This is a genomic window from Pseudomonas sp. GW821-FHT04D07, from assembly GCF_059420225.1.
In genome coordinates this window covers 39105-51315 of record NZ_JBWKTH010000020.1, presented here as the reverse complement: position 1 = coordinate 51315, position 12211 = coordinate 39105, and the positions used below count along the sequence as shown (strand labels likewise).

The window sequence follows — 12211 nt, the reverse complement described above, 5'->3', positions numbered from 1 at the left end:
TATCCGCTATCAAAAAACCAGGTTGGCCGAGTGGCGCACGCGGGCGCCGAAGTCGCTGACGGCGGTGAACTCGACCTTCGCCGCGCCATTGGGCCGGGTCGGTAGTCCGGGCAAGGCAAACAGCTTGACGTCACCGGAGGGCAGCAACAGGCTGTCGTTGGCCGCCTTGTTCGCCGCCTTGCTGTAACGCTTGCCATCGCCGAGCAAGTCGACCGAGGCGAGCGACACGTGGTACGGCGTCGGATTGGTGGCTTGCAGCGCATAGCCCTGGTCATGGGGCACCAGTTTCCACTGCAGTTTCGCCGCGGCGTTGTTGACCGAATACGGCAACGCTGGTGGCCGCAGGAACACCCGCAAGCGCGTACGGAAAGACAATTCGATCTGGTTCTTTTGCGCGGCATCGGCGGAAGTCGGCGGCACTTCCAGCACGTTCAGCCAGAACAGACTTTCGCGATCGGTCGGCAATGGCTCGCCGGAATAGCGCAGGCGTACGGCCTGTTGCTGATGCGGCTCAATACGGAAGATGGGCGGAGTCAGGGTGAACGGCGCTTGCGCGGTCGCCGGCGTGGAGCGCAGGTCGCCAGCATCCAGCCAGGTCTGCACCAGTGCCGGACGGCTACCCTTGTTCTCCAGGCGCACGATGACTTCCTGCTGTTCGGCGGGATAGATCACCCGCGTGCCATGAATGATCACGCCGGCGTGGGTGGGCAACATCTGCAGCGCTAGCAGGGCAAAAGCACAGGAGGCAAAAGCGAAGCGGGCCATGCTTTTCATCGGCTGGGTTCTCTTCGGGTCCGAGGAAAGGACCCGCGGGGCTATCGCAGGTCCGAGGCAGGCAAGGTCTGCGTACGCAGACCTGAGCACCCCTTAGTCGGCGTACACGACCATGAAGCCGACACGGGTATTGACCGTACCCTCGCGGGCCAGCCCACTGGAGTACATCTGCGCGGCCAGCGGGATAATCGCCTGGTTGTCAGCGATGACCACCCCTTCGGATTTTTCGCTGTAGACGTTGATCGGCGTACCGTCACGGTTGGTCACTTCGACCTGGACGTTCTTCGCGGTGTCGGTGTCGGTCGGGTCGTCGTGGCCGTCGATGTTCAAACGACCGGTGGCAACATCGATTGCCGGGCTGGTCGGATCGAACGCGACCATGGCGGTGCGCCCGTTGGTGCAGGCGCCCTCGCCCGGCGCGCCAATGCGAATGGTGAAACCGGTCAGGTTGGCGCGATCACCGGCATTCGCCAGACGCGAAGCGGAGACGCCGCCCAGGTTCACGTCCTTGACCACGGCACCGGTACCCGGCGCAGCGCCCTCGACGGTGCAAGTCACATCGGTCACCAGACCGCTGAAATTGATCACGCCGTCGTTGGCGGATACCGGCAGCGATACCGCGGCGGCCAGGGCCAGAGAAACAGCGACGGAGGAGAGTGCAGTAATTTTCATGGCGTTCCCGTTCGTAGGTTTAAGGAGCCCCCGGCAATGATTGAGGCTCGGTACCTAGGTTCCGGGCGTACCTCGTCGGCGGGGGAAACCCTACTTTGGTCCTGCGCGGTGGTATTACCCATCGAGAAATCACGAGTATTCATTCGTGATTTCTCGAAAACTCATACACCCGCCCCCCAACCGTACCAAACGCCCTCACACTAGACTTTCGGAAGGACCTCAAGCGCTGCGTTGCCATGCCGAAGCGCACATTGCAGCCTATGCGCGCATACGTTATAACTTGACCATAAAGACAGATAATTCTTACAAAGAATTACACTTACAACACGGATCCTCTTCATGTCCCCTTCGTTTTCAACCCCATACACCGTTATGTTGTTAGACGACCATGAGGTGGTTCGACAAGGGATCGAAATCGGCCTGGCCAAAGAAGCGGATCTTGAAGTGATAGGGTCCTTTGGAACTGGTCGGGAGCTGGTCACGGCACTGGCGCAGCGGCCAGCGGATGTGGTGGTGATCGATTTCATCCTGGGGCCTTCGGAAATCGACGGTATCAACCTGATTCGGGTGCTCAGGCGACGCTTCGGTAAATGCAAGCCGCTGGTCCTGTCCTCGCACTACACGCCAGCCACCGTTGCCTTGGCGCTGAAGGCCGGGAGCCGGGGTTTCCTGGGCAAGGTGCAGAACCTGGGTGAACTGGCCAGCGCCATTCGAACCGTCGCCCAAGGTCGGATTTACCTACAGCCCTCCATGACCGCAAAAATAACGGAGGCGCAATCAGGTTTCCCTCTGGCCCACCTGGGTTCGAGTCCCGAACTGTCCAGCTCGTTGGCCCAGAGCTCCAATCTCTCGCCGAGAGAACAGGAAGTGCTGCGTTGTTTCCTCGATGGCATGTCCGTGAACGCAATCGCCGCGAAGTTTTCGCGCAGCGCCAATACCATCAGCACACAAAAGCAATCGGCTTATCGCAAGCTCGGCATCAAGAACGACAGCGAGCTGTTCAAGATCTTCCATCAAACCCGGGAATCCGTTTCTCAGGAATAACGCCACTGTCAGGTAACGAGGCCGTTGGCAATGCCGGACGAAGCGCTCGGATCGGCGTTGAACCCGGCGCCGTGCTGGTCGTGGACGATCAGCCCGCCCACCGTTTTATCCTCAACGAACAACTCAAGATACTGGGCATCCGCGCCGTGGTGGTGTCGAGCGGCGCGCAAGCCTTGCAGGTCATAGAGCAACAGCCCATCCGACTGCTGCTGCTGGATTGCTGCATGCCGGGAATCAGCGGTTACGAGGTTGCACGGCGCATTCGGGCGCGGGAGCGTGGGCCGGACTATTTGCCGATCATCGCCCTCTCCGTGCAGAGCGGCCCGGCCCACCAGAAGCGCTGCATGGACAGTGGCATGGACGGGGTGCTGAAGAAGCCGCTGTACCTGGACGCGCTGCGCAATCTGTTGCAGTTATGGCTTGACCATGAACCCTCGCCCGCCGCCCCGCCAGTGCCGCATTACGACGCCGCCATGTTGCAGTCGCTGTACCGCGAAGCCCTGGAAAAAGACTTGGCGGCGCTCCAGGATGCGGTCAGCCGCGCAGATTTTCCCGAGGCCAGCCACCGAGCTCACCGGATCAAAGGGGCCGGATTGATGATGGGCGCCCAGGCGATTGCCGAGACAGCAAAAGCGCTTGAGCAGGCCATCGGCGCCAAGGCCGGTGATACGCCCCTCTGGGACGCCATTGCACAACTGCTGCAGGCCATCGAACACTGGTATCGCTAGTCTCAGTGGGCAGAGATGTAGTGACCCCATCCGCCATCGGAACCCGCCAGACTGACACAACGCAGCGCCAGAACGGTCGTCGGGTCCACCAGCGCCACACGATGGCCGCGTACCTGAAAGTCTTCGCAGTGGCTAAGCACCAGGGGCAGCTCCGTGCAGCCGAGGATGATCACCTCGGCCCCCTGCTCACACAGATGCTCGACCGCCAGCAGCAATTGCTCCTTGCACAGGCCATCGGTGAAACCGGCCTTGATGCCGCGCTCGCCATAGATGGCGTTCATCACCAGTTCCTGATAGTCGAAGCCGGGAATCAGCAGGGGCAAGCCGGCATGGCGGGCGGCCTGGTGGTAGACCTGGCTCTGCACCGTGCCCGAGGTGGCGAGCAAGCCGATGTGCTTGCCACTGCCGTGCTGCCGGGCAATCGCCTCGACGGTTTCACTGAGCATGTTGACGATCGGTACTCGCAGGTAAGGCTGGAGTCGTTCAACAAAGGCATGGGCGGTGTTGCACGGGATCGCGATGGCCTGCGCGCCGGCACTTTCCAGGCGCTTGCAGGTGGCGTAGAGCGCCAGGGTCGGGTCGGCTTCGGCGAACAGCAGGTTGGCCGTGCGATCCGGGATCTGCGGGTTCTGCTCGACCACCATCTTGATATGTTCCTGGTCGCGGCCCGCCGGGGTGTGGCGGACCACCTTGGCCATGAAGTCCACGGTGGCCGCAGGGCCGACACCGCCGACGATTCCCAGTTTGAAGGGTACCTGCGGCGGTTCATCGTCGGCGCTGGTCACGGCGGCGGCATAGATCTCGTTGATGTCGAGCACGCTCAGGCCGCGCCGCTGCAAATCGGCGCAGACCAGCGAAAGCTCGGTCAGCCCCGGCACGATCAGGTTCGCACCCTGCACCTGCAGCGCCAGGCAGGCCTGGTACACGCCTTCCAGCGGTACGCCTTGCAGATAGCCATCCTTGATCCCGTTAAGGCCGTACATGGCGTCCATCAGGGTGCGCTGCTCCGATTCGGGTGGATAGACCAGCTGGAAATCGCCGCCCAGGTAGCGTTCGAACAAACCGGAGTGACGCACATAATCCGAGGCCAGAATCCCCAGCCGCGTGCCTGGCTCGGCGATCCGGCGAATATGTTCCGCCAGGGCCGCCATCAGGTCGAGAACGGGAATCCCCAGTTCCTGCTGGATTTCTTCACGGAACGTCTGGCTGGCGAAACAGGGCAGCACCACCGCGTCGACCCCGCCCGCCTCGAAGGACTGGCAGACCTGGAACACATAGAACTTGCGCGCGGTCATGCTCGCTTCGCGGTCCAGGGGCAGCAGCACGTCCTTGAACGGATGCTGCTCGAAGAGGAAATGGTAGCGCCCCTGATCCGCCAGCACCGCCCTGGACTTGACCAGCTTGAAGAACAGATCGCCGCCGGCCAGCGAGCCAAGGCCGCCGACGATGCCCAGCTTGCGGGCAACTGGCAGCGCCACGGATGTTTTGCCTTGGGTATTCATGGTCGAGACTCTCAAACCGCAGTAGCCGGGGTACGTGCAAGTACAACGGATTCGACGGCGGGCAGCTCGCCGCCTTCCGCCTCGGTCTCATGCACCTGCTCGGCGCGGGCGACCACCGCAGTGGCGATACTGTTGCCGACCACATTGGTCGCGGTGCGAGCCATGTCGAGGAACTGGTCGATGCCGATGATCAACAACAGGCCGGCTTCGGGCAGGTTGAACATCGGCAGGGTCGCGGCCACCACCACGACCGAAGCCCGGGCGACACCGGCCATGCCTTTGCTGGTGACCATCAGGGTCAGCAGGATCAGCAACTGCTGGGTGAAGCTCAGTTCAATGTTGTAGGCCTGGGCGATGAACATGATGGCAAAGGCCTGGTACATCATCGAACCGTCGAGGTTGAACGAGTAGCCGAGGGGCAAGACGAAGCTGGAGACACGTTTCGGCGCGCCGAACTTCTCCAGGGCCTCCATGGTTTTCGGGTAGGCGGACTCACTGCTGGCGGTGGAAAACGCCAACAGGATCGGCTCCTTGATCAGCTTGCCGAGGGTGAACACCGAACGTCCGAGAAACAGGTAACCGGCGCCGAACAGCACCGCCCAGAGAAGCGCGATACCCAGGTAGAACTCCGCGATCAGCTTGCCGTAGTCCAGCAGCAGGCCGAGGCCTTCAGTGGTGATCGCACTGGCAATGGCGGCGAACACACCGATGGGCGCGAAGGCCATGACGTAGTCGGTGATCTTGAACATCACCTTGGCCAGCTCATCCACCAGGCTGGTGATGCGGGTGAAGCCGGCCTGCTTCAGCCCCGCCAACGCGAAACCGAAAAACAGCGAGAACACCACAATCTGCAGAATCTCGTTGTTGGCCATGGCCTCGGCAATGCTGCGTGGGAATACGTGACTGACAAACACCTTGAGGCTGAAGTCGCCGGTATTCACCACCTGGGCCGCGACCGCGCCCTGGTCGACATGCAGGTTCATCCCGGCACCTGGCTGGAACAGGTTCACCAGCAACATGCCGATCAGCAGCGAGATCAGCGACGCACTGATAAACCAGGCCATGGCCCGGGTGCCAATACGGCCCACCGACCGCGAACTGCCGAGGCTGGCGATACCGCCCACCAGGGTGGCGAACACCAGGGGCGCGATAATCATCTTGATCAGGCGCAGGAAGATATCGGTGACCATCGAGAAGTAAGCGGCGATATCCTTGGCCGACTTGGCGTCCGCCGCGAAGTGATGGCACAGCCAGCCGACCAGGACCCCGGCGGCAATGCCGATGGCGATATGACGGGGCAATCTGTTTTTGCTCATGGTGTTTCCCTCAAGTCTGTTGTCGGTTTTTTTGCTTGGCAGGAAAAAGATCGTTGGCCCGGCCGCTCTACGGCGTCGCGCCCAAATACATCACTTACAAACACCTCGGTCCCTTGTAGGAGCCAGCTTGCTGGCGATGGCGGCCGCCTGATCGATGCAAGACTCACGGGCCTCATCGCTGCGATGCGGCGTCCCGACAAGCCAGCGCCTACAGGGGAGCGTGTCCATGGGTCGATTCTAGGGTGAGCCGGATCGGCAGATGATGAGTAATAGCCATCGCCCGATGCGCTTTTGGAATAGTTACGAAAAAGCCGACGAAGCCCGCCAATTGCTGACGTAGACTTCTGCTCACCGCGACCGAGGTGGGCAGCATGCAAATCAAGTGGCTGGACGATCTGCTGGCGATCGAGCAATACAAGAATTTTTCCCGGGCCGCCGAGGTGCGCTGCGTCACCCAATCGGCGCTATCGCGACGGATTCGCTCGCTGGAAGACTGGGTCGGCGCGCAACTGGTCGACCGCGGCACCTACCCGGTGCAATTGACCCAGGCCGGCCAACTGTTTTGCGAACAGGGCCGCGAGGCACTGGCGGCCCTGCTGGAATTACGCTCAACCCTGCGCCAGGACGAAAAAATGCCTGGGCGTTCGATTCAGATCACGGCGGGCCACAGCCTGTCGATCACCTTTCTGCCCAAATGGCTGGCGCAATTTCAAAAGCATCACGAGCCGTTCAACGTGCGGGTGGTCGCGGCAAATATCCACGACGCGGTGATTGCCCTGGCAGAAGGCAATTGCGACCTGATGATCGTTTACCACCACCCCCAGGCGCCGATCCTGATCGACGCCGACAAGTTCGCCAGCCTGCCCCTGGGTCGGGACGCCTTTTTGCCTTTCTGTGCGCCGGACCGTAGCGGCAAGCCGCTGTATCGACTGCCCGGAAAGGCTGGAAAACCCGTCCCCTACCTGGCCTACACCGCCACGACCTTTCTCGGACGAGTGGCCGACCTGATCCTCAAGAACGCGGCCACGCCTTGCGAACTGACCCGTTGCTACGAGGCCGACATGACCATGCTGCTGATGCAGATGGCCATCGAAGGCTACGGTGTGGCCTGGCTACCGCAGAGCGCGGCCGCGCCGGCCGTGGGTAGCGGGCAACTGGTGAAGGCCGGTGGTAATGAATGGAATACCGGCCTGGAGATTCGCGCTTATTGTTCACTGACGAACCAGAACCCGACCATGCGGGAATTGTGGGAAACCCTGGGGAAGGCTTCGCGGGAGGTGAGTGAGTAGAAGATCGCGTCGGCGACTTAAGAAAAAGTTAAGGTTTTCTGCAAATCTTAAGATTTTATTGGCCGGCTAAAGAAAAACTGCGTGATCGAACCAAAAATTAAGATTTTCATCATGGGCTTGGCTGAATATGTTTCACGGTCTCAGCGGGCACCTAAACTGGGTTCACCCACTAACCGAAGGACATAGAATGCTCATTGTCTTCAGCGGCCTTCCTGGTACCGGAAAAACGACTATCGCAAGTGGCCTTGCCACCAGAACAAGTGCCGTGTATCTGCGGATCGATACGATTGAGCAGGCTATCCGAAATTCCGCTGCTCTGGCACAAGACGTGGGGCGAAGCGGTTACATGGTCGCCAATGAGCTTGCGCTGAGCAATCTTCGTTTTGGCAGTACTGTCATAGTCGACTGCGTTAACCCAGTAATCGAAAGCCGTAAAGCGTGGAACGAAATCGCCATACACGCGGGTGTTCCATTAGTGAATATCCAGGTGGTTTGCTCTGATAAACATGAACATCAGCGACGGGTAGAAGCCAGGAAGATTGATATTCCTGGGCTGACGCCGCCCACCTGGCAGTCTGTATTGGATCATGAATATGAGCCGTGGGATAACGCCCCGTTTGATATAGACACAGCCCTGACGTCTCCGGCGGAGGCAGTGGCAATGATCGCCAAACAATTTTTAGCCAAGGAGTAGCACGAGCTAAAAGCTCAACGTAGCCAGGGGTGATCAGCAGACGCTTACCCTGAACAATCCTCTATACCGATTGAAACTTTTCGACTTAAATACCCCCGCCAGTCACATTCCGGGACCGAACACCTAGCTTGCAGATATCGGTGAAGCATGGAGCCGCGTAGAAGGCCCCATGCTACCGAACCGAGTAACCTCACGAGGCCTCGTTAACTGGACTTCGATCTCCGCCAGCAAGCCTTGGATCAAGCCTGCTGCAAAACGCTGCCTACCAACGCGCTCATCCTCGTCGTCGTCGCCGTAGAAACGTGCGATACCCTCTCCCCATCAACGCTGATTGACCTGCCAGGTGCCTGATCACCTGCATCCCGAAGAAGCTCTACGACTACCTCGATATGCTCATCGACCTTGCGGCGCCAGCGCCAAGACGCGGCCCTTCCATCTTCGACCCAGCGGGTGAACCCACGCGCATTTAATTGCTCAGCAAGGCTCGCGTACTCATTGCCAACAGCAAGTACCTCCAGGTTCAACACGATATCTACGTCCGACGTACCCGCGTGCATCGGAATATCTGGCGGGGCCGCCGGAGTGAGATAGCGAGGAACAAGCCCACCAACCAATCGCAGGGTGTCTTTGAGATTCCCGAAAGCGCTTAGCAGCGTGAGCAAAGTCCTCTCGCACGCCGAGGTAACGTCCGGATTGTAACCAGCCGCAGTACGTGGTTTTAATTCCGTTGCCATGAAGAGTCCAAATGATGCTTGAGGTGATCAGCTAGTTCTCTATTTCGACCACGGCCATCCAGCAGGTCTAAGTACAGGATGTATGGGCTTGCGAAAAATGCAGGGTGGTCTGGGTGTCTATTCCGGTAAAGCAAGCTCGCAGGTTCGCGCTCGATAAGCGTGACGTTCGCCCCTTTGCCGACAGGCTTAAGGCCAAGGGCGTCAGCCATCCTATCTGTGTAGCCTTTGGGCACAATAATTTCTGCCCCCTCAGTGCTGGTCAGCAATGGGGCAAAGACATTAGCAGCAGCGGTTCCTGTGAATGCCCACGGAAAATCCACTCTCTGACGATCTATTCGATCCGCCAAGTGAGCCAGCAGGTGCTTGGGATTTTCGACAAAGGTGTACCATTTCGACTTCTTTTCTTTGCGCTCCTGCCACTGCTCAGACCAGGCGTCCAAAAGCTTTTCAGGTCGAACTAGCATTCTGCGCTTGCTCGGTCCTCCACCAGCAGACTCCACCCACTCACGCAACGTCAGCTCTTGCAGGACCAGGGAACAAGTGTACGCAGAGGTCTCAGCTTGCTCGGCCAGCTCTGTACCTGTAAGCCACCCATTACTATTCATCAAAAGCGCGTGGATAACGCTTTCACGAGCGTCAGTAAAAAGATCAATGCCTTGGGTGTTTTTTTTGGAGCGGTGAGAAGGCTTTTCGATATTGATGAACCAGCCATCGTGCCTAAGGTAAAGACTTCCTCCCAGTTCGAATGAGGCGATATTCTGCTCCTTAAGCTCCTGCTTAGCTCCGGGGCTCAGTACGCCTGCCGCGAGCAATCCAATAGCTTCATGACGAGGATGGCGGTCGCGCATACACCTATTGAGCTGGTAAACAGCGTTCCTTAAGTCTCTTGGGTAGACCTCCCTTTTGACTTCTACGAATATCAATAGGGTTTTACTCTGACTCTTGATCACGACCACGCCATCAAGCTCAGAATCAGACGCAGATGAAGCGAACTCGTGTGAAGCGTCTTGCACCGAGGCTTCGGCGCCGAACGCCTCAGTGAGAGCCTCCACCAGCGCATCCAGCATCCGCCTTTCGAATTCGAATCCCGAGCGATGTGGGTAATGGTCCATAACCTTAGCCTCCAAAGCATCATTAGCTGCGCAGCAAAAAAGCCAGATCAGCTAAACGTTAGCCATAATCGTATCATTAGCTGTGCAGCTAACAACCCCCCTTAGGCTAAACTTTGGATTCGCCAGCTTGCATCTGTAGCACGCCGCTGGCGTGAAACTCGCCAGCGAGGGATACTCACGGCTCAAAATCTTACATTTATCGGGGCAAAGAAAAAGCCCCAAGCGCTTGATTCTTGGGGCTTTCAGGGAAAAATTTTACACTTTAGGTCTAAGCTATACCCTAGAACGGAATATCGTCATCAAAGCTGTCGAAATCCGGAGCCGGCTGCGGTGCGGCCTGCTGTGGAGCCGGACGCGATTGCTGCGGGGCCGACTGCTGTGGACGCGAAGCCTGTTGTGGGCGAGGAGCCTGCTGCCGTGGCGCGGACTGGTCGTAGCCGCCGCCTTGTTGGTCGCCCTGTTGTGGACGGCCGCCCAGCAACTGCATGGTGCCCTGCATGTCGACGACGATTTCAGTGGTGTAGCGCTTGATGCCGTCTTTTTCCCACTCGCGGGTCTGCAGCTTGCCTTCGATGTAGACCTGCGAACCTTTACGCAGGTACTCGCCGGCAATCTCGGCCACCTTGCCGAACATCGACACACGGTGCCACTCGGTCTTCTCGACCTTCTGACCGGTCTGCTTGTCGGTCCATTGTTCGCTGGTCGCCAGACTCAGGTTGGTCACGGCGTTGCCATTGGGCAGGTAGCGAACTTCAGGATCCTGGCCGCACGTGCCGACCAATATGACTTTGTTAACCCCACGGGCCATAACGTTCTCCTAGGCTTCGCACGCTTGGGGCGCTGGCTCATTGACCAGGCGCTCAAGGGTCGTGCGATCCAACAATTCGGTGTCCAATTTGATGTAAATGGCAGCCTCTTCGGCCACCACTACTGCATCGGTTACCCCTACGAGTGCCTTAAGGCGCTCGACCAGACCTGCTTCGCGGATCGCTTCAGGCGATAACGGCACGCGCAGGCTCGTCACATAGGGTGGTTCGCGCATGGTAACAGCAAAGGCCAGCCAGAGGGCAGCCAGACCAGCGCATCCAAGGAAAACCGCCGACAAACCGCCATGCTGGAACATCCAGCCGCCCATGATCCCGCCGAGCGCGGAACCGAGGAACTGGCTGGTGGAATACACCCCCATCGCCGTGCCCTTGCCGCCCGCCGGTGAAACCTTGCTGATCAACGACGGCAAGGAGGCTTCCAGCAGATTGAACGCGGTGAAGAACACCACCGTCCCTACCACCAGGGCCCGCAAACTGTCGCCGAACTCCCAGAAGAATAGCTCAGTGAGCATCAGGGTCGTCACGGCACCGAGTAAAACTCGTTTCATTTTGCGTTTTTTCTCGCCATAGATGATGAACGGAATCATGGCGAAGAAGGAAATCAGCAGCGCAGTCAGGTACACCCACCAGTGCTGCTCCTTCGGCAGCCCGGCCTTCGTCACCAAGGCCAGGGGCAAGGCGACGAAGCTGGACATCAACATCGCGTGCAGCACAAAAATCCCCAGGTCCAGACGCAGCAGGTCGGGATGCTTGAGGGTCGGCAACAACGCCTGGCGGGCCACGCCGGACTCACGGTGCTGCAGCGGACCGGTGGAGCGCGGCACCATGAAGGCGATGATCAGGATGCCCAGCAACGCCATGCCGCCGGTGGCCAGGAACAGGCCTGACAGACCGAAGGCGCGGGTCAGCAAGGGGCCGACCACCATCGCCACGGCGAACGACAGACCGATGGTCATGCCGATCATCGCCATGGCCTTGGTCCGGTGCTGTTCGCGGGTCAGGTCCGAGAGCAATGCCATCACCGCCGCGGAAATCGCCCCGGCGCCCTGCAGGACCCGGCCGGCGATCACGCCCCAGATCGAGTCGGCGTTGGCCGCCAGCAAGCTGCCCAGGGCGAAGACCACCAGCCCCAGGTAGATCACCGGGCGGCGGCCGATGCGGTCGGAAATGATCCCGAAGGGAATCTGGAACACCGCCTGGGTCAGGCCGTAGGCGCCGATCGCCAGGCCGATCAGGGCCGGTGTCGCCCCCGCGAGATCCATCCCGTAAGTAGCCAGAACCGGCAACACCATGAACATGCCAAGCATACGGAAAGCGAACACCAGGGCCAGACCGCTTGCCGCGCGGGTCTCGCTACCACTCATGCGTTCGCTGTGGGGATCGTGCATGGAAAAACCTCGTGTGAACCGGCGGCGATTCTACCAGTCCCATCGATAGAGGGGATACATGGCGACGCTTTGTCGCGAGCTGTCATGCAAGACTGAAATACTGTCGTCCGATAGTGTGCATCCATCCAGTA

Annotated in this window: 12 protein-coding genes; 4 read left to right on the top strand and 8 right to left on the bottom strand. The window is 59.4% G+C overall.

Annotated features, from left to right (window positions below):
• Window positions 1-9: 9 nt before the first annotated feature.
• A complete protein-coding gene (locus AC07T0_RS21585) occupies window positions 10-774 on the bottom strand; it encodes a fimbrial biogenesis chaperone (RefSeq protein ID WP_495003094.1) in 765 nt (254 codons plus the stop codon).
• A 93-nt stretch (window positions 775-867) separates the two neighbouring features.
• A complete protein-coding gene (locus tag AC07T0_RS21580; protein WP_495003093.1) occupies window positions 868-1446 on the bottom strand; it encodes a fimbrial protein in 579 nt (192 codons plus the stop codon).
• A 372-nt stretch (window positions 1447-1818) separates the two neighbouring features.
• Between AC07T0_RS21580 and AC07T0_RS21575 the strand changes: the two genes are divergently transcribed.
• Window positions 1819-2490: a response regulator gene (locus AC07T0_RS21575; protein ID WP_495003092.1), complete on the top strand. Its 672-nt coding sequence runs from the start codon at window positions 1819-1821 to the stop codon at window positions 2488-2490.
• An 80-nt stretch (window positions 2491-2570) separates the two neighbouring features.
• Complete coding sequence (locus AC07T0_RS21570) at window positions 2571-3218, top strand: response regulator (RefSeq protein ID WP_495003091.1); 648 nt, start codon at window positions 2571-2573, stop codon at window positions 3216-3218.
• A 2-nt stretch (window positions 3219-3220) separates the two neighbouring features.
• Here AC07T0_RS21570 and cuyB read toward each other — a convergent pair whose 3' ends face one another.
• Together cuyB and AC07T0_RS21560 are read right to left on the bottom strand one after the other, a co-directional pair.
• Entirely contained in the window at window positions 3221-4720 is a 1500-nt protein-coding gene (cuyB, locus tag AC07T0_RS21565) for a cysteate racemase (protein ID WP_495003090.1), read from the bottom strand.
• An 11-nt stretch (window positions 4721-4731) separates the two neighbouring features.
• Window positions 4732-6036 carry a dicarboxylate/amino acid:cation symporter gene (locus AC07T0_RS21560; RefSeq protein WP_495003089.1) on the bottom strand — a complete coding sequence of 435 codons (1305 nt, stop codon included), beginning with the start codon at window positions 6034-6036 and terminating at the stop codon, window positions 4732-4734.
• 371 nt (window positions 6037-6407) lie between these two features.
• Here AC07T0_RS21560 and AC07T0_RS21555 point away from each other — a divergent pair, with 371 nt between their 5' ends.
• The gene (locus AC07T0_RS21555; protein WP_495003088.1) at window positions 6408-7325 is read left to right on the top strand and encodes a LysR substrate-binding domain-containing protein; all 918 of its coding nucleotides are present in this window, start codon (window positions 6408-6410) and stop codon (window positions 7323-7325) included.
• A 187-nt stretch (window positions 7326-7512) separates the two neighbouring features.
• Window positions 7513-8019: a P-loop nucleotide/nucleoside kinase family protein gene (locus AC07T0_RS21550; RefSeq protein ID WP_495003087.1), complete on the top strand. Its 507-nt coding sequence runs from the start codon at window positions 7513-7515 to the stop codon at window positions 8017-8019.
• A 239-nt stretch (window positions 8020-8258) separates the two neighbouring features.
• Here the strand turns inward: AC07T0_RS21550 and AC07T0_RS21545 are convergent, their stop codons facing one another.
• The 4 genes from AC07T0_RS21545 to AC07T0_RS21530 all read right to left on the bottom strand — a co-directional run bounded on the left by AC07T0_RS21545 (window position 8259) and on the right by AC07T0_RS21530 (window position 12080).
• Window positions 8259-8753, bottom strand: coding sequence for a hypothetical protein (locus AC07T0_RS21545; RefSeq protein ID WP_495003086.1), 495 nt, complete (start codon window positions 8751-8753; stop codon window positions 8259-8261).
• On the bottom strand, window positions 8738-9865 hold the full coding sequence (locus tag AC07T0_RS21540) for a type IV toxin-antitoxin system AbiEi family antitoxin (protein WP_495003085.1): 1128 nt from the start codon (window positions 9863-9865) through the stop codon (window positions 8738-8740). Before AC07T0_RS21540 ends, AC07T0_RS21545 begins: the two co-directional genes overlap by 16 nt.
• A 280-nt stretch (window positions 9866-10145) precedes the next feature.
• Window positions 10146-10673, bottom strand: a complete 528-nt coding sequence (locus tag AC07T0_RS21535; protein ID WP_495003084.1) for a single-stranded DNA-binding protein — start codon at window positions 10671-10673, stop codon at window positions 10146-10148.
• A 9-nt stretch (window positions 10674-10682) separates the two neighbouring features.
• Complete coding sequence (locus AC07T0_RS21530) at window positions 10683-12080, bottom strand: MFS transporter (RefSeq protein WP_495003083.1); 1398 nt, start codon at window positions 12078-12080, stop codon at window positions 10683-10685.
• Window positions 12081-12211: the final 131 nt, after the last annotated feature.